This is a genomic window from Endozoicomonas sp. SCSIO W0465, assembly GCF_023716865.1.
Classification (GTDB): domain Bacteria; phylum Pseudomonadota; class Gammaproteobacteria; order Pseudomonadales; family Endozoicomonadaceae; genus Endozoicomonas.
The window spans coordinates 4,016,433-4,040,475 of sequence record NZ_CP092417.1 but is presented as its reverse complement, the minus strand read 5'-3'; the positions used below and the strand labels follow the sequence as shown (position 1 = coordinate 4,040,475).

General features: G+C 48.3%; 21 protein-coding genes. 6 read left to right on the top strand and 15 right to left on the bottom strand.

Annotated features, from left to right (window positions below; genetic code table 11):
- Positions 1–67 precede the first annotated feature (67 nt).
- Entirely contained in the window at positions 68–838 is a 771-nt protein-coding gene (locus MJO57_RS18085; protein WP_252017670.1) for a hypothetical protein, read from the top strand.
- A complete protein-coding gene (locus tag MJO57_RS18080; RefSeq protein ID WP_252017668.1) occupies positions 835–1,833 on the top strand; it encodes a hypothetical protein in 999 nt (332 codons plus the stop codon). Before MJO57_RS18085 ends, MJO57_RS18080 begins: the two co-directional genes overlap by 4 nt.
- A gap of 137 nt (positions 1,834–1,970) precedes the next feature.
- On the opposite strand, the gene MJO57_RS18075 is transcribed toward MJO57_RS18080, so the two are convergent.
- Complete coding sequence (locus tag MJO57_RS18075; protein ID WP_252017318.1) at positions 1,971–3,332, bottom strand: ISNCY family transposase; 1,362 nt, start codon at positions 3,330–3,332, stop codon at positions 1,971–1,973.
- Between the two features lie 199 nt (positions 3,333–3,531).
- Here MJO57_RS18075 and MJO57_RS18070 point away from each other — a divergent pair, with 199 nt between their 5' ends.
- Together MJO57_RS18070 and MJO57_RS18065 are read left to right on the top strand one after the other, a co-directional pair.
- Positions 3,532–4,404, top strand: a complete 873-nt coding sequence (locus tag MJO57_RS18070) for a hypothetical protein (protein WP_252017666.1) — start codon at positions 3,532–3,534, stop codon at positions 4,402–4,404.
- A gap of 181 nt (positions 4,405–4,585) precedes the next feature.
- Entirely contained in the window at positions 4,586–6,100 is a 1,515-nt protein-coding gene (locus tag MJO57_RS18065) for an IS66 family transposase (protein ID WP_252017330.1), read from the top strand.
- Between the two features lie 333 nt (positions 6,101–6,433).
- Here the strand turns inward: MJO57_RS18065 and MJO57_RS18060 are convergent, their stop codons facing one another.
- Both MJO57_RS18060 and MJO57_RS18055 read right to left on the bottom strand, forming a co-directional pair.
- Positions 6,434–6,880 (bottom strand): hypothetical protein, encoded by a 447-nt coding sequence (locus MJO57_RS18060; protein WP_252017664.1) that lies wholly within the window; start codon positions 6,878–6,880, stop codon positions 6,434–6,436.
- Complete coding sequence (locus MJO57_RS18055) at positions 6,832–7,275, bottom strand: hypothetical protein (protein WP_252017662.1); 444 nt, start codon at positions 7,273–7,275, stop codon at positions 6,832–6,834. The genes MJO57_RS18060 and MJO57_RS18055 overlap by 49 nt, the downstream gene beginning before the upstream one ends.
- Here MJO57_RS18055 and MJO57_RS18050 point away from each other — a divergent pair.
- Positions 7,270–8,310, top strand: coding sequence for an IS1595 family transposase (locus MJO57_RS18050; RefSeq protein ID WP_252017335.1), 1,041 nt, complete (start codon positions 7,270–7,272; stop codon positions 8,308–8,310). The two genes, MJO57_RS18055 and MJO57_RS18050, sit on opposite strands and share 6 nt — an antisense overlap.
- Here the strand turns inward: MJO57_RS18050 and MJO57_RS18045 are convergent.
- Positions 8,307–8,741, bottom strand: coding sequence for an ATP-dependent endonuclease (locus MJO57_RS18045; protein WP_252017660.1), 435 nt, complete (start codon positions 8,739–8,741; stop codon positions 8,307–8,309). The two genes, MJO57_RS18050 and MJO57_RS18045, sit on opposite strands and share 4 nt — an antisense overlap.
- Between MJO57_RS18045 and MJO57_RS18040 the strand changes: the two genes are divergently transcribed.
- Positions 8,736–9,776 (top strand): IS1595 family transposase, encoded by a 1,041-nt coding sequence (locus MJO57_RS18040; RefSeq protein ID WP_252017335.1) that lies wholly within the window; start codon positions 8,736–8,738, stop codon positions 9,774–9,776. The two genes, MJO57_RS18045 and MJO57_RS18040, sit on opposite strands and share 6 nt — an antisense overlap.
- Here MJO57_RS18040 and MJO57_RS18035 read toward each other — a convergent pair.
- The 11 genes from MJO57_RS18035 to MJO57_RS17985 all read right to left on the bottom strand — a co-directional run bounded on the left by MJO57_RS18035 (position 9,773) and on the right by MJO57_RS17985 (position 24,038).
- Positions 9,773–9,973: a hypothetical protein gene (locus MJO57_RS18035; RefSeq protein WP_252017658.1), complete on the bottom strand. Its 201-nt coding sequence runs from the start codon at positions 9,971–9,973 to the stop codon at positions 9,773–9,775. The two genes, MJO57_RS18040 and MJO57_RS18035, sit on opposite strands and share 4 nt — an antisense overlap.
- Positions 9,946–10,986 carry an IS1595 family transposase gene (locus MJO57_RS18030; protein WP_252017335.1) on the bottom strand — a complete coding sequence of 347 codons (1,041 nt, stop codon included), beginning with the start codon at positions 10,984–10,986 and terminating at the stop codon, positions 9,946–9,948. The genes MJO57_RS18035 and MJO57_RS18030 overlap by 28 nt, the downstream gene beginning before the upstream one ends.
- Positions 10,987–11,046: 60 nt before the next feature.
- On the bottom strand, positions 11,047–11,628 hold the full coding sequence (locus tag MJO57_RS18025) for an AAA family ATPase (RefSeq protein ID WP_252017656.1): 582 nt from the start codon (positions 11,626–11,628) through the stop codon (positions 11,047–11,049).
- Positions 11,625–14,486 (bottom strand): SNF2-related protein, encoded by a 2,862-nt coding sequence (locus MJO57_RS18020; RefSeq protein ID WP_252017654.1) that lies wholly within the window; start codon positions 14,484–14,486, stop codon positions 11,625–11,627. Before MJO57_RS18020 ends, MJO57_RS18025 begins: the two co-directional genes overlap by 4 nt.
- Positions 14,487–14,892: 406 nt before the next feature.
- Positions 14,893–15,012 (bottom strand): cytochrome bd-I oxidase subunit CydX, encoded by a 120-nt coding sequence (gene cydX, locus MJO57_RS18015; RefSeq protein ID WP_067518539.1) that lies wholly within the window; start codon positions 15,010–15,012, stop codon positions 14,893–14,895.
- Between the two features lie 14 nt (positions 15,013–15,026).
- Positions 15,027–16,160, bottom strand: a complete 1,134-nt coding sequence (gene cydB, locus MJO57_RS18010) for a cytochrome d ubiquinol oxidase subunit II (RefSeq protein ID WP_252017652.1) — start codon at positions 16,158–16,160, stop codon at positions 15,027–15,029.
- A 12-nt stretch (positions 16,161–16,172) separates the two neighbouring features.
- Positions 16,173–17,777: a cytochrome ubiquinol oxidase subunit I gene (locus MJO57_RS18005; protein WP_252017650.1), complete on the bottom strand. Its 1,605-nt coding sequence runs from the start codon at positions 17,775–17,777 to the stop codon at positions 16,173–16,175.
- A 307-nt stretch (positions 17,778–18,084) separates the two neighbouring features.
- The gene (locus tag MJO57_RS18000) at positions 18,085–19,362 is read right to left on the bottom strand and encodes a hypothetical protein (protein WP_252017649.1); all 1,278 of its coding nucleotides are present in this window, start codon (positions 19,360–19,362) and stop codon (positions 18,085–18,087) included.
- A gap of 46 nt (positions 19,363–19,408) precedes the next feature.
- Positions 19,409–20,062 (bottom strand): hypothetical protein, encoded by a 654-nt coding sequence (locus MJO57_RS17995; RefSeq protein ID WP_252017647.1) that lies wholly within the window; start codon positions 20,060–20,062, stop codon positions 19,409–19,411.
- Between the two features lie 480 nt (positions 20,063–20,542).
- Positions 20,543–22,663: a diguanylate cyclase gene (locus tag MJO57_RS17990; RefSeq protein WP_252017645.1), complete on the bottom strand. Its 2,121-nt coding sequence runs from the start codon at positions 22,661–22,663 to the stop codon at positions 20,543–20,545.
- A 349-nt stretch (positions 22,664–23,012) separates the two neighbouring features.
- Complete coding sequence (locus tag MJO57_RS17985) at positions 23,013–24,038, bottom strand: alpha-L-glutamate ligase-like protein (RefSeq protein WP_252017643.1); 1,026 nt, start codon at positions 24,036–24,038, stop codon at positions 23,013–23,015.
- Positions 24,039–24,043: the final 5 nt, after the last annotated feature.

The following is a 24,043-nucleotide window of genomic DNA, read 5'->3' as shown; positions in this document are numbered from 1 at the left end:
CTCAATTCAATAATCAGCCTTATGACAGGCCATTGACGGTTTATGTGCAAGTGTCAGGAGACTGGTAATGCTTCAAATCCCTTACGAGTTCTATCCAAAGGAAATCACTTATCAGCATCAGATCAAGGCCAGCATTTCAGTGGATGGTTTGCCCTACAACGGCAGTGCAGAGTTGTTTATGAATGGAGCTACCCGTTACGTCATTGGTTCCATCATTCAAAACGGCGTGGTGCATTTTCAATATCTCCCGGATTCCTTTGGTACTAAATCGTTCTGCTTTCTGGTATACAAAGATGGTCGTCCATATATGAGCGATCTGATTACGGTAGATAACGTGATCATTTACGAGATAGCCATCAGCACCAGCGGAGGCGGCGGTGCGCCAACGGGCGACCCGGCCACCATCAGCGGCAAGGTAGAGCGGGTGCTGGATAATCAGGTTGAAGCCGTTGCAAGGCAGCTGGTGGCCGTTGAGCATAAGCCCGATGGTTCATGGGCGGTGACCGGCAATACGACCAGTGACTCTGAAAACGGCAGCTATACACTGGAAGTGCTGACCGAAGGCGGCGATACCTTTGTGCTGACGGTTGATGAATACGGTGTGCCTTTTACCGCCACAGCAGCAGTCGTCCAAGGTGACATCATTCATCCGACCGTTCCCAATGGCCATGTTTACCGGGTGGAGGCAGGCGGCACCTTGCCAGCCACCGAGCCGACATGGTGGATTGATACCGGCACCAACCATACCCGCACCATCGAAGGCGGCATTACCCTCCGGGCGATTCCATTTTATCGGCCTCTGTCACACGGTCCGATCAAAGCAGAGCCTTTGTCATGAGTTATGAGGTTCCAACGGGGGATTCAGACTTTCGACTAACCGGCGCTCCCTATACCGTGTCATCGTCGGCTATTGCTGACTTTTCCTTTGACGGGAGGCCTTTGGTTTATTTTGCACCGCCTCCCGGTGTGATTCGCCCTTATGAAAGCCAATGGCAAGGGGCACTCAGTCGGCAGCAGGGCTTTTCTGCGGGCTATTCTACCAGTCGGCCTGTTAGTACTACCCGGCGGCAAAGTAGTCAGCAGGCAAAGCCTCTGGAAGCCTCACCGTTTGGGCTGTTTTGGGGGGCTGTGGCTAAAAAGGAAGTGGTGGTCAGCTTTGCTCATGGGGAAAGTGTCTGGAAGGAAGCGGCAACCAGCGATCGCTGGCAGCAGCCTGAGCGTAAGGATACCCACAATATGGGTATCGGTTGGGATAAAAGCATTGAGGCGCAGGATCAGGGGCAAGCCTTACCGTGGAACCATCCACAGGAGCGGGATAGCAATCTATCCGAGGGGATGCAGTCAGTTGATCTGTACGGTTCCAGAAAGTGGCAAAGTCCGGCTTATATTCATCCACAACAACCCCTGAACTTTACCTTCCGGGATATGCAATACCAGCCACAGACAAACGGCTCGGTATTTTTCCAGATTGGTGCCTTTGAAAAAGAAGTCATCGCTGTCCCTGTGGATAGCAAACGACGCTTTACCTTCCAGAGCAACCGAGCCGAAGATCAGCCGGTTATCCTGCCGTGGGGCTTCGGCCAGAAAGCCAGGGATGAAACGGTAACCGGCAACTATGGCGGTGAGACGGACCCGGAGGTCATTGAAAAGCCAGAGCCGGAACAGCCAGAGATCAGGGAGAGCTATTTACTTATGAACGTTATCAGCGTGGTCACCGTACCAGAACGCACCCCTATCGAGCTGAACGATTTAGAAATTGAGTTAGATAGTTCTCGTCCAAAAACGCATCAGGCAATCATAATTAGATTGTACGTGCGTTTTGATATTTCCTGAAATTCCAGAGAGCCGCAAAAACTCTTCCCTTTTTTTCTCTAATCTGGGACGGATATTGGAGAAAAACGCGAAAAGCAGGCAGAAAACATCCTCCCACCATGCTGGAAAGGTACTTTCATGTAGCGTGGAGGTGGCTATCAGGATGGTGCCGGGTGTCTGGCCAGAATCACCAGGTTGTAACAGACCACCGATAACCAGCAATGAGAATCAAAACGCTCAGAACCCTTGCAGTGGCAACGTGATAGCCCAAAACATCTCTTTAGCCACGAAATTCCCGCTTCAATACCTGCCCGGAAGCGAAAGAGCGTTTTATACACATACTGACTTTTAGTCATCTCTTCGACTTCAAGTCCGCGCTTCTTATTAAAAGCTACATCGCTGATTCCCATGGCCTTGGCTTTTTCCAAATTAGCGCGACACGCGTATCCGCCGTCACCGCTTGTCTGGCGAGGTACACGACCATAAATTTCTTTTTGTCTTTCCATCATCGGAATGAATTGGTCCGAATCCGCTGGGTTACCTTCCTCAATAACCAGGTCCAGGATCAATCGACTTTTTCCCTGAACCAGGTTCAGTTTATGGCCATACTGTACTTGCCGCCTGTCTTTTACGATGATATCCGTATGGGGTTCATACAGGCTAACCACTTTTTCCTGGGCTGGCACCTTTTCACCCTTAAAGACCCTGCGCTCTGTCTGGGAGACTATTGCATCCACCAGGGGTAACAGGTGATCCACATCGGCCTGCCACTTGTCGGCATCATCAGCCAGGAGACACTGCCCCTGCTGACGGGCGTTTGCTAGCGTGACAGTAGCTTCGATAAGTACCTTCCGGGATTTTCGGGTCAACTGCAGCAGTTTTTTATAATGCTGATGCCGCTCTTCTTTGCCAGCGTAGATGCATTTTCTGGCCGCATCTTTTACGGCTCGGTTGTGATGGGTATATTCATAAAGCGGTGTCGCTGTCAGTGTTTGTCCCCGTTCCAGCAGCCGACAAATTTCTTTAACGGAACTGGCTAAAAGATCACTGTCGCAAGGAGGTTTGATATCCGATTCGGTGACTGTGCTGTCAATAGCCACAGTGCGCCCTTTTTCAATACCCTGATCTTTAGCGGTCATTAGCTGACAGTTATTAATCCGTTCCCATGTAGATGCAGTAAGAAGGCTGATGAGCCCATGCAAACTGGAGCGACTGGGGCGCTGGTTTGGTTCGAGGCGACAAAAGTCTCGAAAGAGCATGGAGTCCATCAAAACAAACGACAAGTAGTCATAATCACAATTCAAATACTGTTTCAGGAGTGCCGCACGAAGAACGGATTCTGCTGATAGTCCGTTCCGCCCAGTGTTCTGTTTATCACCAGAACTTAAGTCCTCATAAATCCAGTCATTGAACTGTGGATGGGCGTCAAGCCATTGCGAGATACCGGAAAGCTGGGAGCAGATTTCATGAGGTACGTAATGGAGTTCCATACTACACTGCGGGTTGCGTTTTTTGCGCATTTGGAGTCCTCTGTTTTTGGCAATCCCTTATGTTTCTTGCTCTTGGGAAGTTTAGTCGCCAGATAGCAGTAGGGCTCCACTTAATTTTTCAGGATAAAATCTACAGTTTTCAATTGGTTGTGTTTTTGGACGAGAACTAGATATAGACAGCTTCAGCTGGAGCCTGACCGGACAGCTATGGGGAGCGTCCAGCCTGGCCATGATAGAACCGGATGCCAGCGGCCCGAAGCAGATAGAGATAAACATCAACGGCTGGGTCTGGGTATTCATTGTTGACCGTTACAACACAGATAGACGCTTCGGAAATGAGCGTTACACCCTCTATGGCAGCAGCCGAACCCAACTGCTCGCAGCGCCTTATGCGCCACAACGAAGCAAGAGCAACAGTGCCGACCTCAACGCTAAACAGGCGATCATCGAAGAACTGGCCAATACCGGATTCACAGCAACCTATCCTGACCTGAATGATTACAGCACACCGGATTGGATTATGCCCGGAGGCTCATTCAGCTATCAGAACCAGACCGCCATGCAGGTGGTAGCCAAGGTCGCAACTACAGCCGGATCAGTGATTATCCCAAGCCGTGATAATGACCAGGTGAGCATTCAGCCCCGATACCCGGCCAGCCCTTGGCACTGGAATACGGCCACGATGGATAAGATCATTCCGGCCAGTATGGTTATTAGTTTGAGCGCCAACTGGCGACCGGAGCAGGCTTACAATGCGGTCTATGTTTCCGGGACCAATGCTGGCGTGGCGGTCAACGTCAAACGAACAGGAACCAATGGCGATAACCCGGCTCCCGATATTCTGGAAGACTGGCTCACGGAAACGCAGGTCAATACTGAGCGAGGCCGGAATGAGCTGGCCAAGGGTGGCAATCAGAGCATTACCACCATCGAGCTGCCACTGAAGGATACCAATACGGCTTCGGGGTTGATCGAGCCGGGAATGCTGGTAGAAGTACAAGATATAACGGGAGATTGGCGGGGGCTCTGTCTGGCAACCAATATCAGTGCCTCAGGTGTTGGCAGTGTTGTTCAATCTATTGAGCTGGAGCGACATTACTAATGGCCACCACGAATATCTGGCAACAGTTTAGGGCTCTGCTTCCTGGTGGCGGGCGGATCGTTGCTATCATTACCGGCAATAATGGCAACGGTGTAACTGTTCAGCACCCCCACATAAATCTGGAATTTTCTGATTTTTATACCATCCTCTTAAGCACCATTTTTCCACAATATTCGCCAGCATGATTCCAGAACTACCCGCAACTATGTCGGCTGAGATTCTCTTGAAAGAGAATGCAGAGCTGCGGATGAGAGTTGCCTGTCTGGAAGAGCGATGTCGAGAATTGGAAGAAAAGGTTGGCAAGAACAGTCAAAACAGCAGCAAGCCGCCATCGTCTGATGGTTATCAAAAACCTTGTAAAAACAGTAATTCTCCAGATCATTCTGACGACCTTTCCGCAGATAAAGGTACCGATCCATCGGATGAAAAACCCAATCCTAAAAGTCTGAGACAGTCTTCTGGTAATAAAGCCGGTGGAAAGAAAGGGCATCAGGGCACTTGTCTTAAACAGGTCGATATCCCTGACTATATTGAGTACCTTCCGGTTAAAGAATGCAATAAATGTCAGGCGTCTCTTCTTGATAGTGAGCCGGTCAAATATATTGAACGACAGGTGTTTGAACCAGGGAGACCGGGTGAATTTGAAGTAACGGCCCATAGAGCTGAAGTAAAAATCTGCACTTGTGGTTGTCGGAATCAGGCTGAATTCCCGGAAGGTGTTACCGCTGCCGCACAATATGGCTCAGCCACACAGGCTATGGCCGTCTATCTTAACCAATACCATTTCCTGCCTTTTAAGCGCGTGTCAGAGTATTTTAATACTCTCTATAAAATGAGTGTAAGTGCAGGCACTGTCGCCAATTTTGTGGCCAGAACCTATGAAAATCTGGCTTCTACTGAAGAGGTTATTCGTGACGCCTTGCGGGAATCGTCTGTTGCCGGAGCCGATGAAACGGGTATGCGGGCCGAGGGCTCTTTGCACTGGCTACACGTTATGCGGGATGAACAATGGACGCTCTACTACTTGTCTGAAAAGCGAGGTCGTGAGGCCATGGACACGATGGGCATACTGCTAACATTTGCAGGCGTTCTGGTTCATGATCATTGGAAATCCTATTTTGCATATGCGGCAACTCACGTACTTTGCAATGCCCATCACCTGAGGGAGCTTTTGGGTGTTGTTGATAGGGACAGCAATCAACTGGCGTTGCGATTGATGAAGCTACTGAGGCTTTCCTGGCATTACTGCAAGGGCTTTAAGACCATAGGTATGCTACAGATGCCAAGTGTTGTCTGTGAACGAATCGAGAAGATTTATGACCGGTTGCTTCAGCGGGCTCTAATGAAAGAAGTCGTCTATATGGAGAAGCAACGAGAGGAGCTTAAGCGCAAGAAAGTCAAGAATACTAAAGCTTACAATCTCTTCAAACGACTCACTGAGTTCAAGGCTGAGACACTGCGCTTCATGTCAGATTTTACCATTCCCTTCGATAACAATGGCAGTGAGCGGGATGTTCGAATGGCCAAGTTAAAGCAGAAAATCTCAGGCTGCTTCAGGAGTGCAGACGGTGGTTCTATGTTTGCACGGATTCGCAGCTATTTGTCGTCTGCCAGAAAACAGGGAATGGACATATATCAATCACTTCATAGAGCTGTTCGGAATTACTGTAATATGCCTTTGCTCAGTGCTGAATAGTTACGCAACGGTACCAGTCAGGCAGAGCTTCGGGATGGTTCGGTTATTACGGTTAAGGGGGAGTCTGTGAACGTTGGAGAGAAGGTGTTTATTCAGAACGGGGAGGTAAAGGGAGCTGCGCCGAATCTGGCGCAGTACGAAGTGGAAGTGTAAGACGATCAGATCAAGAATAAAGACTCGACCCCCGACCCTTTAGCTTGTTATCAAAAATATCATTTCTACTTACACGATGTTCTGCATGGTACGACTTCTCAGGGTCTTCCAGCAGAATACGTGGCTCCAACTTTGGTCGCTTCTCTTTGCCTATCCAAGTCAGTTCAAGTTTCGTATTACTCATAGCTCAGCCTCAGTAGGGATTTTAATATGCAATGTATCAGTAATATGTAGTTGTTCTACCGGATCACTAGAGTAAGCATTCATCCAACAATGATTTAATGCATTAAAGATGATTGGCATTTGATTTTCAAAATCACTTTGAGTGATGTTGTGAGCCATCCACTTTGCTTTTTTAACTTTATCTCTTCGAGTGCATACAGTTGCCAAATGTTCAGGGTAGTAGTCCTCTAGGCCATTTACGTTAAGCACATGCAGCTGAGAGTTTAACTCTAAGAACCCATTATCTCGTTTAAATGCCTCAAATCTTGGTTGCTTGTTTTGGTCAGGCTGATCGCAAAGAATGGTTAGCTTATTACGATAAATTGGTCGTAATTTGAGTGGATTGAATACATTATTTAAGGCTCTTTTCGGGTTACAGACTGCTCTGCAATGAAAATTGGCCAAAGGCCTTGATATACAATGCCTTCAGGAAACTGCTGGCTAAATATTGCCAAGCCCTGCCACAGGAGGATTCCAGCCTGATTTATGAAATCAGCAGTCTGCAATACGAAAAGAGCCTTATTTAATCCGTTCATTGACTGATTTTGTGCTTCGTCATCACCGCCTGCTGGAAGAATTTGAATTGAAGGTTTGTCCTGATAGAAACGTTGAATAACACCTGTCAGAAAGTGAACTTCGGAAGGCCCTTCTACAATCATAAAGTTTGCAGGCAGTAATAAGTCTGCTGGATTCCCCCCCAATAAATCGAAAACAACACTGTGTTTTTCGGCTAAGTTACCGTTAATGGTTGAATCAGCTAAACTCCCATAAAATCTACGTTGTAGGGGAGTGATATGCAATCTGAACTCTTCCAGAATTTTATTGATTCCATTTCAACATTAACCAGTGAACAGCGAGACATTCTTAACAACTCGCTCCTTAGTACTCAAATAGAGGTTACCGAGGTAGTAGAAACCACTGACTCTGAACCTGTTTACAGTGAATCTATACCCAATAACGATAATGCAACACCTGACGTAGAAAAGAGCATACTTGCCCAATTTGCCGAAAACCCCAGGTGCCCCAAATGCAAAAGCCATAGCGTTGGTCGCTGGGGCATACGAAATGGCCGACAGCGCTACCACTGCAAGACTTGCGACTCAACGTTTAACGCCTTTAGTGGAACGCCTTTGGCAAGGCTCAGGCACCCTGAAAAATGGAACAAGTACCTCGCAGGTATGACTCACTCTATGGTCTTGCGACCAGCTGCTGCTGAGAATGCCATTGACTTGAAAACTGCGTTCCGCTGGCGTCACCGCTTTCTTGAAGTGATTAATAATGATCAAGCAGAAGAGCTTTGTGGCATTACTGAGCTTGATGAAACATTTTTCCGTGAATCCTTCAAAGGGCAAAGAGAAGGCCTTCCACGGCCAACCCGAAAGCGGGGTAATGATCCCAACAAAGCCCGAAAAGTCCCGGTAATGGTGGCTCGGGACCGTAATCGAAATACCGTTGACGGTGTATTAGAAAACGAAAGTGCTAATGAATTGTGCAGGCATTTAAATGGCCGCATATCGATACAGGCCACGGTCTGTGCGGATGCACACCTCGCTCACGAAAAACTTGCTGACAAGCTTGGATTTGTCTTCAAGGAGCTGGTGACATCAGCAGGTCAACATGTTGTTGAAGGCATCTACCACATCCAGACTGTAAATTCTTATCACAGTCATTTAAAACGCTGGATTGGCGGCGTATTCCAAGGGGTTGCAACTCGTTACCTTCCCCATTATCTGGCCTGGAGGCGAGAACTGACGGCAGCAAAAAAATTAACTGTTGGCCGGTTGATCAGCAGAATTACTGAACATTGGTGCTTCCAACCATTAACGGTAACTTAGCCGTGTTTTTCTGTTGGGCGGATTACCTCTATTTGTGTTTTTTTATTTTCCTTGGTTACTTTAAAAAATGACTGCTGTTGATCTTGATCACCATCAGCGATCAAGACAGAAGAGTGCGTTGTGATAAAAACCTGATCATTACCTGCGCCACGGGTTAACTCTAATAATGAGTTTTTTAATTGTCGCTGCCCTGTTGGGTGAAGATGCAATTCCGCCTCATCAATAAAGAAGATGAAAGAGCGGCCTAAGGCTTCTTCTCTTCTAAAGTCAGCATGAGCTTTGATTATAGAGAGCATTAATGCCCTTTGCATACCGTCGCCTTTATCTGCTGCAGTGGTATTTACACCATCATCAAGTTCGGCTAAGTTACCGTTAATGGTTGAATCAGCTAAACTCCCATAAAATCTACGTTGTAGGGGAGTGATATGCAATCTGAACTCTTCCAGAATTTTATTGATTCCATTTCAACATTAACCAGTGAACAGCGAGACATTCTTAACAACTCGCTCCTTAGTACTCAAATAGAGGTTACCGAGGTAGTAGAAACCACTGACTCTGAACCTGTTTACAGTGAATCTATACCCAATAACGATAATGCAACACCTGACGTAGAAAAGAGCATACTTGCCCAATTTGCCGAAAACCCCAGGTGCCCCAAATGCAAAAGCCATAGCGTTGGTCGCTGGGGCATACGAAATGGCCGACAGCGCTACCACTGCAAGACTTGCGACTCAACGTTTAACGCCTTTAGTGGAACGCCTTTGGCAAGGCTCAGGCACCCTGAAAAATGGAACAAGTACCTCGCAGGTATGACTCACTCTATGGTCTTGCGACCAGCTGCTGCTGAGAATGCCATTGACTTGAAAACTGCGTTCCGCTGGCGTCACCGCTTTCTTGAAGTGATTAATAATGATCAAGCAGAAGAGCTTTGTGGCATTACTGAGCTTGATGAAACATTTTTCCGTGAATCCTTCAAAGGGCAAAGAGAAGGCCTTCCACGGCCAACCCGAAAGCGGGGTAATGATCCCAACAAAGCCCGAAAAGTCCCGGTAATGGTGGCTCGGGACCGTAATCGAAATACCGTTGACGGTGTATTAGAAAACGAAAGTGCTAATGAATTGTGCAGGCATTTAAATGGCCGCATATCGATACAGGCCACGGTCTGTGCGGATGCACACCTCGCTCACGAAAAACTTGCTGACAAGCTTGGATTTGTCTTCAAGGAGCTGGTGACATCAGCAGGTCAACATGTTGTTGAAGGCATCTACCACATCCAGACTGTAAATTCTTATCACAGTCATTTAAAACGCTGGATTGGCGGCGTATTCCAAGGGGTTGCAACTCGTTACCTTCCCCATTATCTGGCCTGGAGGCGAGAACTGACGGCAGCAAAAAAATTAACTGTTGGCCGGTTGATCAGCAGAATTACTGAACATTGGTGCTTCCAACCATTAACGGTAACTTAGCCATCAAGTTCTGTATCATAATTTTTGAGAAAATCATCAAAGTTAGGCGTAGCTACACTGAAATTGATTTTTGTGCAATCAGGGAATTGATCTTGTAAATAAATACTCACTTTTTCACTGAGATTATTTAACGCTTGTCTTATTTTTGAATCACCATTCCCGAAGAGGGCTAAGTTACCGTTAATGGTTGGAAGCACCAATGTTCAGTAATTCTGCTGATCAACCGGCCAACAGTTAATTTTTTTGCTGCCGTCAGTTCTCGCCTCCAGGCCAGATAATGGGGAAGGTAACGAGTTGCAACCCCTTGGAATACGCCGCCAATCCAGCGTTTTAAATGACTGTGATAAGAATTTACAGTCTGGATGTGGTAGATGCCTTCAACAACATGTTGACCTGCTGATGTCACCAGCTCCTTGAAGACAAATCCAAGCTTGTCAGCAAGTTTTTCGTGAGCGAGGTGTGCATCCGCACAGACCGTGGCCTGTATCGATATGCGGCCATTTAAATGCCTGCACAATTCATTAGCACTTTCGTTTTCTAATACACCGTCAACGGTATTTCGATTACGGTCCCGAGCCACCATTACCGGGACTTTTCGGGCTTTGTTGGGATCATTACCCCGCTTTCGGGTTGGCCGTGGAAGGCCTTCTCTTTGCCCTTTGAAGGATTCACGGAAAAATGTTTCATCAAGCTCAGTAATGCCACAAAGCTCTTCTGCTTGATCATTATTAATCACTTCAAGAAAGCGGTGACGCCAGCGGAACGCAGTTTTCAAGTCAATGGCATTCTCAGCAGCAGCTGGTCGCAAGACCATAGAGTGAGTCATACCTGCGAGGTACTTGTTCCATTTTTCAGGGTGCCTGAGCCTTGCCAAAGGCGTTCCACTAAAGGCGTTAAACGTTGAGTCGCAAGTCTTGCAGTGGTAGCGCTGTCGGCCATTTCGTATGCCCCAGCGACCAACGCTATGGCTTTTGCATTTGGGGCACCTGGGGTTTTCGGCAAATTGGGCAAGTATGCTCTTTTCTACGTCAGGTGTTGCATTATCGTTATTGGGTATAGATTCACTGTAAACAGGTTCAGAGTCAGTGGTTTCTACTACCTCGGTAACCTCTATTTGAGTACTAAGGAGCGAGTTGTTAAGAATGTCTCGCTGTTCACTGGTTAATGTTGAAATGGAATCAATAAAATTCTGGAAGAGTTCAGATTGCATATCACTCCCCTACAACGTAGATTTTATGGGAGTTTAGCTGATTCAACCATTAACGGTAACTTAGCCCCCGAAGAGCTTTTCAAATTGTTCGACAAAATTGCGGTAGTCATCATCTTTTTCGAGAGTTTCAGATACAAGACCGCTTAACATTTGACCAATCGGAGTCGTGGTTTTATACGCAGATGCATCTTTGAAGTTTTTTGTGGCTTCAATAAATTCAAATCGTGGTATGCAGTTATTAAATGCAGGGTCAGCACCAGTGGGCTGCTTTTTCCACTCATCTTTCTGAGTATTATATAGCAATCTGTCTTTTGTACTTGCTGATGAACGTTTAACCTTCATCTCTGTTGCATTGCCAAGAACTTTGCGTAGTTTTTCCTGATTGGTTTCATTGCTTATTTGTGCTAGACCATCTTGTACGTCTGAAAATACTATTTCAACTTCTACGTGCTCTTCGGCTATGGAATCACAGTGACGGATTTCCTGGATATTTCCCTTTCCATTGTAAAACCATTCTACTGCCTCGAATAAATTCGATTTTCCATGATTGTTCTGGCCAACGAACACATTAAAGCTACTAGGGGTAAATTTTGCTTCTTTGATCGATCTAAAATTTGAGATCTTTATCTCTTTAATCTTCATTCCACACTCCATCGAATGGTAAACAGATCCTGTATATCCGTTTTCTTACTGAGTTTGCCTTCGAGACTTTCGATCAGGGCTTCGCGGCGTTCATCCACCTCATCCTGCTTATCAAATAGGTCGCGGCGTTGTCGGTTGCGCAGGCTTTCCAGCTTGCGTTGCTGTTTTTGCAGAGCCAGCTTTTCCTCCAGCGTGGGAGCAATTTTGGACTCTCTGCGAACTTGTTTGATGTCTTTATCCAGTTGGCGAATGCTTTGTTCCAACCCTTCCTTAAGGTCATCTGCCCAGGCATCCAGCTTATTGGTTTCCTGCTCAAAAAAGCTGAGGTTGCGGTCATTGATCTGCCGGGTAATGGTGTTGCGCTCCTGTTCCAGGGCGCTTTCCATGGCTGAAGTCGCTGTGACTTCATATTCTGAGTTCACCGTGGCTGGCAACTGCATCAGTTTTTGTGTGGTTTCCCCAGGTATTAAAGTGCCATCATCGGTTTCAGCGGCGAAGATCAGGTAATCTTCGGTTTGTTCCAATGATTCCACGGCGTATCGTTGTAGGCATAGGGTTCCGGATTTGCCGGATAGCTTTTCGATAACCGAGATTTTGGCGCTGTGTTGTGAGTAGTGAAAGGTGATTTCTGCGGCCGAAAGTGCTTCTGTTTGAGCCTGATTAATACACCATTGTGCCAAAGGATGAGAGAGCCGATAGGCATGAGGCTGCTCAATCTCCGACGGTTGACCTCGACGCATTAATTGGTATTGGCCGAGTGGAACCGGTTGTAAGTTGCCCTCCGGCAGTGCGTTAAGCTGAAAACTATGATTGTCAGTACTGAATTGAGCGAAGTGTCGCAGCTGATGACAGGATAATAACCAGAACCAGCGACCTACCTTATCCAGCCTTTGTTCCGCAGCATTCAGTTGAATTTTAAGCAGGTCGTGAATGTCTTCATCAAAGTTTTCGATCAAGAGCTGCCGTGTTTGAGTCATCTTCTCATCGATTTCTGACTCTAACTCTTTTTGCAGTTGCTGGAAGGCGGCATCAATGGTTTCCGGTGTTCGGCAGGTTTCATAAATGGCTTGAATCCTTTTCTCAAAGTCCAGACCGGATTCAATGCTGCCCAGTACTTCATCCGACGCGCCGAAGACGCCATCAAATAGATGAAACTTTTCGCTGAGCAGTCGCAGTACCCGCTGATCTGCCTGGTTGGTTTCATTCAGGAAGTTAATAACAACAACATCAAATTTCTGTCCGTACCGGTGGCAGCGACCAATGCGCTGTTCAACTCGTTGCGGGTTCCAGGGCAGGTCATAATTCATTAACAGAGAGCAGAATTGCAGGTTGACACCTTCGGCGGCGGCTTCGGTGGCAATCATTATTTCTGCATCGTTTCGGAAGTGATCGATCAGTGCTGTCCGCCGATCAATTTGGGGCGAACCGCTGACATTGTCCGATTCCTGGTTTTGCTCCAACCATGCCTGATAGATGAGTGTGGCTTCCGGGTGATTGTTGGAACCACTAAAGGTGACGATTTTATCCTCATAACCCTGCTGGCTGAGGAACGCTGCCAGATATTCCTGGGTGCGTTTGGACTCGGTAAAAATAATTGCCTTGCGGGGTGCTCCCATGGCTGACACTTGCTCAAAGCCTTGATTCAAAGCCGTTAGCAGGGCTGTGGTTTTGCTATCCACCTCAATCTTTTCAGCCTGCTTGATGTTTTGATCGAGTTCTTTGATCTCCAGTTGGAGCAGATTGTGATCTATTTCAGTGGTGTCTTCTTGAAGGTCAGTTTCTGACTCTTCCAGATACTCCTGTTCAAGATCATCGCTATCAACCCAGGTGGTTACCAGGTCGGTAGAGTTCTGACCACCTTGCTGAAGGTTTTCCAAACGACCTTTGATGGTATACAGCGTATTGAGTACTGCAGACGTACTGGAAGCTAATAGCTTCCGCAAGATCAAACCAGTGAGATGGCGTTGTCGGTGTGGAAGGGCGTAACTATCTTCTTTCTCCAGCAGGGCTGTGATGCCGTTATAGAGCCGTTGTTCATCCGGTGAAGGGGTAAATGGGACGGTCACGGTTTTACGTTGGGTATAACGGATATACTCCAGTACATCCTTACGAAGGGTTCTGTGAATGAAGCCTTTCAGGCGCTGTTTAAGCTCTAATATAGAACCGTTGTCATTAACATAGTTGTGGCGAAAGACTTTATCATCACCAAACATGTGTTCATCGATCAGGGTGGATAGGCCATACAGCTCCATCAGGGAGTTCTGGAGTGGTGTCGCTGTTAATAGCAGTTTTTTTCGTCCCTGCAGAGCCCGTTTAAGGGACTGCCCCATTTTGTTGCTGGAGCGGTGAGCGTTTCGCAGTTTGTGGGCTTCGTCAATAACCACCAGGTGCCAGGGTTCAATCAATAATTGAGTTTCCAGCCTTGCTGCGTAGTGGTAAGACATGATGACCACTTCGCCATTGCTCAGCGGATTACTGACGCCTTCTTTTTCTAATTGCTTCCAGGTTTTGGCATCGAGAATCTGTGACGGCAGATTGAATTTGTCGAGCAGCTCTTGAGCCCACTGTCTGCGCAATGACGCCGGGCAGATAATCAGGATTCGTCTTTTACGTTCTGCCCAATGTTGGCACAGCACCAAGCCGGCTTCGATGGTTTTACCCAAGCCGACTTCATCCGCCAGAACAACTCCCTGACTTAATGGATTGCTGAGAGTGAACAGTGCGGCATTAATCTGATGTGGATTAAGGTCTACACTGGCATCGAATAACGATTGAGAGAGTCGATCAACACCATTGCCAGCGTGTTGTCGGGTTAGTTCATAGGCGAAATATTTGGCTTGGTGTGGTGTGATCTGCATAAGGCCATGTTTTTTTCAAACTGCGGGTACGCTACCGCCCGTGGATTTTACCGTTGTCTTTTATTGACGCAGGGGAGCGTGGGTCCAGATAGCTCGAATGAGGAATTTATATATAACGAATCATTGTACCCACGAGAAGAGCTAGACGATAGTCGTGCTTAGCGAAGTGGAAAGGGGGAGGTCAGTTTTTTATCTGTTGGAGTACAACTGGCATAAGGATAGTAACGGGGGGAGGAAGCCTGCTCACAAAATAGGCTTACCAAAAATGAAGAAGTACCAAAAAGATACAAAAGCAACGGTACCATTTTTCCGGTATAACATTCACTACGAAATGCAGTGAAGGTACGATTTGGTACCGTTTTTGAGGCTTAGGTTACAATCAAATTGTAACCTAAAATTTTTTCTATCAGTCTAACTCATTGATTTCATTATCAAAATGGTCTGAATGAAATTCGTACCACATCACATTAATAATCCCGAAAGCACAAGCCAGAAGCACACCAAGGATCCAGGCAAAATACCACATTGTTCAGTTCCCTCTCAGTAAAGTGAATGACTTTCTTGTTCAATGCGCTCAGCGGTCATGCGGCCCCAGAGCTTGTAGAAACACCAGATGGTGTAGCCAAGGATGATGGGAACAAACACAACGGCTACACCGGTCATGATGGCCAGCGTCATAAAGCTTGAGGTTGCGTCCCAGAGTGTCAGGCTGAAGGATGGGTCGGTACTGGAAGTCAGTACAAACGGGAACAGGCTGAACCCGGCGGTCATGATGATGCCGGCCTGTGCCAGTGATGAGCAGGTGAAGTTAAGCCCATCCTGTCGGGTGCCGGAGAAGATTATGACGCCAAGGGTGCCCAGGAAGCCGAGCACCGGGGCAATCATCATGATCGGGTATTGGCTGTAGTTATTCAGCCAGGCACCCTGGGCAAGCATGACGGTTTTTTCCAGTGGGTTGGATGGTGCATTGGTGTCCAGAATGCTGGTGACCTGGTATCCGTTGATGTGAGCAACCCAGAAACCACCCATGGCAAAGGCCACCATGGTCAGCAGGGCAGAGTAGCGGGCGACAGTAGCCGCACGGTGACGGATAGGGTCGCCAGAACGCATTTTCTGCCAGACTGCGCCCTGCATGGTCAGCATGGATGCACTGACAACGCCGCACAATAGCGAGAATGGGTTGAGCAGATCAAAGAATGAGCCTGAGAAGCTGGAGCGCATAAAGCCGTCCAGCTCAAAGCCGAAGCCGACAAAGATATTGCCAAAGCCAACGCCAAACACGAGGGATGGGACGATGCCACTGATAAACAGTCCCCAGTCCCAGGCATTACGCCAGCGTGGGTCAGGCAGTTTTGAGCGGTAGTCAAAGGCCATGGGGCGAATCAACAGGGCAAAAAGTACCAGAACCATGGCCCAGTAGAAGCCGGAGAAGGCGGTCGCATAGACGGTCGGCCAGGCGGCAAACAGTGCACCACCGGCGGTGATCAGCCAGACCTGGTTTCCGTCCCAGTGGGGAGCAACCGCATTAATCATGATACGACGTTCAGTGTCGTTTTTGCTCATGAATGGCAGGAGGTTGGCTGTACCCAGATCGTAGCCATCCATAATGGCAAAACCGATAAACAGGACGCCGATCAGTACCCACCAGATAAATCGGAGAATTTCATAATCCATGGTCTTCGCTCCTTATGCTTTGCCCTGGAGGGGACTGTCAGAAACTGAAGCATCATCGGCTAGAGCCTGCTGTTGCTCGAAGTGGTAACGACCGGTATGCAGGCTGCTTGGGCCAAGTTTGGAATATTTCACCAGCAGCCAGACTTCAACGATGGCAAAAATACCGTAGAACAGGGTGAAACCGGCAATACTCAGGTACAAGTCAGTGACCGTCCGGGTGGACGCCGACAGGTAGGTGGGCAGAATACCGGATATAGACCAGGGCTGACGACCGTATTCCGCCACAAACCAGCCCATTTCACTGGCAATCCAGGGCAGAGGCAGGGACCAGAGGCAGAGCTTCAGGAAGAAGCGGCTCTTGTATTCATTACGACGGGCCGTTTTTACAAAGGCCGTCACCAGCAGCAGCAGCATCAGGACGCCGCAGCCAACCATGATGCGGAAAGAGAAGAACAGTGGCCATACTGTTGGAATAGCATCTTCTGCCGCCTGACGGATCATTGCATCGTTGGCTGCAGGGATGTTATCGGTATAACGGGTCAGCAACAGGCCATAGCCAAGGTCGTCCACCACTTCCAGGAAGGCGGCCCGGTTTTCAGGGGTGTCTTCACCGTTTTTCAGTTTCTGCAGCAGGTCATAGGCGACCATACCGCTCTTGATGCGGACGATCTTGTTTTCAATCAGGTCTTTGATACCCGTCACTTCTTCATCCAGAGAGCGGGTGGCAATAATGCCCATCAGGTAAGGAATCTTGATGGCGTAATCGGTTTCCATCTTTTCCTGGTCAGGAATCCCGATCACGGTGAAGCTGGCCGGTGCCGGGTGGGTGTCCCATTCCGCTTCAATGGCGGCCAGTTTTACCTCCTGAACATCGCCCAGCTCATAGCCGGATTCGTCACCCAGGAGAATAACGGACAGAATGGCCGCCAGACCAAACCCGGAAGCCACGGCAAACGAGCGGCGGGCAAAGCCGATATCGCGATGGTTCAGCAGGTAGTAGGCAGAAATGGACAGGACGAAAATAGCGCCCGTGGTATAACCCGCCGCTACCGTATGGATGAACTTGACCTGGGCCACCGGGTTGAACACCAGGTCGGCAAAGCTGGTCATCTCCATGCGCATGGTTTCAAAGTTGAACTCGGCACCGACCGGGTTCTGCATCCAGGCGTTGGCAATCAGAATCCAGAGCGCCGAAAGATTGGTGCCGATGGCCATCAACCAGGTACAGGCCAGATGCTGTACTTTACTTAGCCGGTCCCAACCGAAGAAGAACATACCCACGAAAGTGGATTCCAGGAAGAAGGCCATCAGGGCTTCAATGGCCAGTGGTGCGCCGAAAATATCGCCAACGTAGTGGGAGTAGTAAGACCAGTTGGTACCAAACTGGAACTCCATGGTCAGACCAGTAGCGACACCCACGGCAAAGTTGATACCAAAGAGTTTTCCCCAGAACCGGGTCATGTCCTTGTAGATCTGTTTACCCGTCATGACATAGACGGATTCCATAATGGCAAGGATAAAGGTCATGCCAATGGTCAGTGGCACAAATAGAAAATGATAGAGCGCAGTAATGGCAAATTGAAAGCGCGAGAGATCTATGACTTCTTCCAGAATCATACGACTCCTCCATAGATAAAATTGGAGATACGCCCGGCTACCTGCATCATAGAACGTAATTGTGGCTTCAGCCAGCGGCTCCCATCAGGGTGGCGGGAATCGGGGAGTGTTCCGGTTCCCATGGCCTTGAGTGAAAAAAGGCTTTCGGTGAAATCAGCGAGCTATTGATAGTGGTTCTGGGCAATAAGTAAACAGCAAACGATGGTACCTTATGTAAAAAATTAGGTAGATTTCGGTATACCGCATGCTGTTTGGCTTATTGCTCTGTGGGTGGCAGTACGAACCACTGTAAGCTTTGGATCACTGCTTATGCCATGCCTTTTAAGCTCAAACGGGTAATGGTTTTTTTGGCGTTGTAAAGGTTAATGTGCCAGTTATCTTTTGGCTGTGGAACTTCCATGGCTGAGACATTATCCAGAGAATAGGAAGCACTCAGAGGTGTCTCGTAACGGGCAATAAACTGCAGCCTTTCCAGGCTGGCATTATAGGTTTTCACCAGAAAGTTAATGGTCTGGTCACTCAGTGGCACCCGGTAATAACGGATCAGGTTTTGTGCCAGTTTCTCAGCACTGGCCGCGAGGTTCTTGTCCACGGCGCTGGCCATCGCTTCTCCCCAGGCGGCTTTGGTTCGGGCACTCATCCCCGGCTCAATATTGGCCAGACTGATGGCATTGGCACTTTCGATGGCCCTTTGGATTTGTGGATCGTGCAGATGAATGTAGGGGTCAAGAATGGTCGCGATCTCAATGGCAAGATCACGGGCCACGGCTTCGGTCAGGTTTTTTTCACCGTCTTGCTGTTCCGGGCTTTGCTGGCTGTTTTCACCTGTCGGCAGCGTTTCAAGCAGGGCTTTGGGTAAGTCCGGTGACTCATGGAGGTATTGCCGAATACGTTGAGTGACTTCTGCCTTATCCTCTTCATCCAGTAAAATGGTCTGTTCCGATATGGTCAGACTGCGTTTCAGGTTTTCATTGTTCTGATGCTGATATTTACTGGAGAGTTTCTGCCAGTTCTGCAGGGCGCGCTTTAATTGCAGGCTGTCACGCCCCTGTTTCAGGTAAGCCCTGTGGCTTTCATTGTAGATCTGGAGCGCTTTTTCCAGCTGCTGGCTCTTCGATGTCAGTGTTAACAGGTGTTTTTTTGCCCCTTTTTTCTGGGGGCTGGAAAGGGTCAGCTGACGCGCTTCGTGAACCTGAAGGCTGAGACTGTCCAGGGATTTTGTTGCGATGGCCAGCAGCTTGTGGGTGCTTAGCCCGTTACCACTGCCAATTTCTGAAGGAATCCCGATGTTATTCAGGTAGGTGGTTAATGCCTTTAAACGTGAGTATACCCTGGCACGACTGATGCGCAGGTCATTGCGTTCTTCCTCAAGCTTATCCAGGGCCCTGGCAAGGTCCCAGTGGCCGGTGTACTCAATTTTCAGGTAGGCAATTTCCCGGCCGCAGATCAGTTCGAAACAGAGGGTCAGTATCTCTTCCACGTCGTGGAGGGTCATCAGGTTTTCATTGCCTTCCTCTATGGCGGAAAGGATCCGCTCTATAAAGAGAGGCTCCCGTTTCTGTCCATCGTGGGGGCGGGCAACCACGCCATTAAGGCGCTTTTTCAGCGCTTCGGCGGTCCGTGGGTGGTTCTCATTGAGAGAGCCACGCCTTATCGGTTTCTTCCCTGGCTTCTTCGATAATGTCCTGCATACGGCTGTAAAGGCCGGCGCGACGGAATATTTCAATGCGCTCTGCCTGTTTGGCCAGTTGCTGGTTACCGGTCAGATCTTCAACGGCGGTTGAAACCCACTCAGGGCCGAGATCAAGCTTGCGCAGAAGAATGCCCGCAGAATGAATACGACGCTGCTCTTCGGGCATATTCACCTGACCAAGATCCCGGACCTGGTAGATCAGCTCAGGAATCTGGTCGATCAGGCTGAGGAGATTTATCCGGTCTCTCGCCAGTTGCCGGCCGTGGGTCATGTTGTGAAACAGTCGATAACCGATACCCAGTGCCACGGCGATAACGGAGTAGCCCAGGAAATAAAAAGTCCGCTCAAGGGGCATCATGACCCCGTAGGCAAAATAATGACCAAAATAGGCAGCCATCAGGGTGACGGGACCGGCAGTCCAGGCGTATTGCAGTATGGTGACGCTCCAGGGCTCCTGGTGCGGCGATCTGGCCACTTTCTCGAGCCAGCGCAGGTCACGTCCTTCCAGTTTCAGGTCAACATTTTCCAGCTTCTTTTTCTGTGGCTCTTTCTTATCGGGAGCGTTGTTATGAAGGCCGGTTCCTTTCGACATTTTCGAGTTAACCTGACGGAAGAAAGTTAAATTATCAAAATTATATAAGGCTTTCCTTGTGCGGGTCATATGTAAATGTACGATCGTCTTTCTGATTTTTAAACGTTTGCTGACCAGGGGGAAGCGTTTCCTTTTTGCAAATGGTTGAAATGTTTTTGCTCATTATAAAAAGTGTTTTTTTTATTTTGCCTACAGTTGATTTTACATTGCTTGGTTAACACTCATTTTTTATGATTAAAGTCATTTTCTGGAAATTGATTCTTTTTGGAATCTCAGACCTTTTTGCTGATCTCCAAGAGCCGTATTTGAAAAAGCAAGAGTGAAAAGATTGCTGTTATTTGTCTTATGGTGACAGAAAAAATGAAGGGCGCTAAATGATCGTTCGTTTTTGAGGGAAGCAGGGACCGAAATCCCCTCTGCCTCCTATCTGATGAAAGCAGTGATTAAACAATGATTAACCTGTGTAATCATGATGAATACTCAGGGCTGTGGAATACGAACATCATTGAGGCTTGTGCTGATTGATGTCCGGTTTTTACCTTTCTGCTTTGCCTGGTACATTGCGGTATCCGCTTCCTCGATTATTCTGCCCAAAGAGTTCACATCTCCGGACAGGGCAGAAATACCGATGCTGACGGTTGTGGGCTGACAGTTAGTCCACTGATTGTTTTTTGCATGTTCACTGGCAATGGCGATTCTCATTCGTTCAGCAACACGAAATGCCTGCCAGGGCTTGGTATTGGGTAATAATGCAACAAACTCTTCTCCCCCGTAACGCCCCAGTATGTCTTGATGCCTGAGCGACTTGCGGCAGCTAAGTGCCGTTGTCTTAAGTATCTGGTCTCCGGCGTTGTGGCCCTGCTGGTCATTAAGTTGTTTGAAGTTGTCAATGTCTATAAACAGGGCACAGCATGGTTGAATGGCGTCTTGCTTAAGGAAAGCCTGGATAATAGGTTCAGCTTCCTGGCAGAAGGCCCGACGGTTCAGTAATCCGGTCAGTGGGTCAAGTCTGGCCTGTTGTTGCCAGAAGAGAGATTGTCGATTGGCCTGAAAAAGAGTGCACGTATGGTTGCTGATATCGCTGGCGGTTTGCCAGGTTATGGCATTGCGGTGATGTCTGGAGGGGGCCAGTACCATGAGGACTTTATTCCCGGCATCTATGCTCAGGGGGAATACCCAGTAAATGGTTCCAAACTGGTCTTTAAAATTAATTTTTGTTTCAGTACCTGAAGAGATCACACTGAGCAAGTCGTCTCCGATATCGGGAAGCTGTTGGGCCAAATTGTCAGCGGTTTTAGAGTAGTCAGTTGTTTCTCCGAGGGAAAAGTGCCATTCATCCTGCTGGTGGCAGAGTACCATGGCAGGAACCCGTGGTAATACATCTTCGAAGGTCGCCAGTACTCTCTGGATCATATCATTGTCTGAGAGTGGTGAGTCCGGGTTTTGCAGATGTTCCCGGAGTGCTGTCTCAAATATACGACGCTTTCTGTTGGTAGGAGCGATGGCATTAACCGACATCCGGTGATGCAGGTTCTGCTGGTGGCCATGCCAGTAAAACAGAGGCAGCAGAGCGGCATGAAAAGAGAGGAGTATAAGTTCAGGGTAGGTTGGTAAGCTTCTTGGCCATGCGTCGGTATACCATGACCATGAGAGTAGAAGGAGCATGGCAAGCGCTGAAGGAAGGGTTATTTTTGCCGGACGAATACCATTGTAGAGACAATAGGCAGTTGCCAGGACAACCAGAGTGAAGCTTGCCAGAAGTGCATAGCCAGCCAGTTTTATCGTTGCTTCAGATGTGGTGATTTCTGAGGTGATCCCATAAATGACGAGAGCCATTCCAACGGTGCTTAGTGAAATAATCAATCGGTCCGTTTTGGGGGTGTGGATCGGTAGAAGTGCCAGGGATCGATAGCTGATAATACTGGTAACCAGCACCAGTGCTGTCATCAGAATGAGCCAGTGTCCCGGATCCCCCACCAGCCAGGAGACAGTGTGAAAAATGTCGCCTTCCCACATCAGGATCATCATGTTGGTAGCCAGCATATGGCTGATCAGCAGATACAGGGTTGGGGTTCGCTTCCTGAGGGTCATAAAGATGAAAATCAGGGTAACGATTAGCAGTGTCTGAATCGAACTGGTGGCGGTTTGTTGTTCGTTCAGCGTCTCATAATAATTCAGAGAAGGCCATAACTCAGGATTGAGCGAATTGAGCGCTATTTGATCATGACGTATGTACCATGTTTTTGTTTCCCCGGGCTTGAGTTCCAGCTTTATTGTATTGGGAGCACTACCTGACAGTGAACCATCAATGCCCATTTTTTTTAGTTGGTATCCGTTGTTGACCGGGAGGAAAACATCCAGCTTTTTATGGGGAACCTGGCGGAATACCATCAACCAGTCATGGGGGGAGTAGGGTGATAGTTCAATATCCAGGCGATACCACTTCAGGGGGCTCTCTTCATTGGGAAGTGAACTTTTAAAAAAGTCCGGTGGTGGATCAACCGGCACCAGTTGCAGGTCGGTGATGGCCTCATCACCACTGAGATAAATGGGATCGGCAGACAATGAACTGGACAGCGAGAGCAATAAAATCAGAAACATCAGTTGAAGACAACGGACAGGTTGATAGATTATCAGGCGTTTATTATTTTTTTTGTGTAAATGTTGCATCGAAAACAATAACGACGTCTTTCCCGGCGGAGGAAAGAGTTCCGTATCGACTGCCCGTTGTCCGTTGATTGGGGATAGCAATTTAGCTTCCTCCTTCCTGGAGAAGCAAAGTGTTTAAGACATTCTTACACAGTCGTGGGAGTGCTGTGAAGCATTTCTGTTGGCTTCAAATGGCCCTTTCATGCTTTCAAAGATCGTCACTAAACGATTTGGTTGCTGGTAAATACCAATAGTGCTCTTCATTAGATTTAGCCTGACCGTCCATGGCCTGGAGCGCATTTTATGTTCTTTGCAGTGTTGACAATGTCGCTACGCCAAAGTGCTGCTGTGAAAAAGCAACCCGTTCTTCAATCGGCAGGTCATGCTTGCGCAGCGATTCAATCAATTGAAGTCTGGGTTTGATCCCCTGGCCATTGGCAATCTGAATCGCAAGCCCCGGTCTTGCATTGAGTTCCAGAATCAGCGGTCCAAGGTTTTTATCCAGAACCAGGTCGACCCCCAGATAACCCAGGTTGGTCATCTCATAGCAGGCAGCAGACAGGGATAATATTTTATGCCAGTGAGGCACATTGAGCGTCGAGAAGTTGTGGCCTGTATCTGGATGAGTGCTGACCGGCAAATCATGCTGCACACTTCTGAGGCTGTTACCGGTGGCAATGTCCAGACCGACGCCCACCGCACCCTGATGCAGGTTTGCCTTGCCATCGGATTTTCGGGTGGCCAGGCGCATCATGGCCATTACCGGAAAGCCCCGGAAAACAATAACCCGGATATCCGGTACCCCTTCAAAGCTGTAGTCCTTAAAAATGGGGTCAGCGACGATCAGGCTTTCGATAACGGCAATGTCGGACTTTCCGCCCAGACTGTAGAGGCCGCCCAGGATATTGGAAACATCACGGCTAATGGCGTTAAAGGACAGGCTTTCACCACTGGCCTTGACATACCGGTCACTGTCACGGCCAGTAATCACCAGAATGCCTTTGCCACCACTGCCTTTGGCCGGTTTGATGACAAACTTTTCCAGTGGCTCAAGAATACCCTTTAACTTGCGAATATCGGACTGATATTCAATGACACCAATCAGTTTTGGCACATCAACACCGGCCTTTTCGGCCATGCGTTTGGTGGTCAGTTTGTCATCCACCAGAGGCAGGAGACGCCTGGGGTTATATCGGGAGATATAATTCAGGTTGCGGCTGTTCATGCTCAGTATCCCGGACTCCTTGAGCCGGGAGGGGGTTGCTATTGAGTTTTTTGTCAGCGTGTTTTGCACAAAGCTGTTTAACCATCCCACAAACCATCCCATGGAAG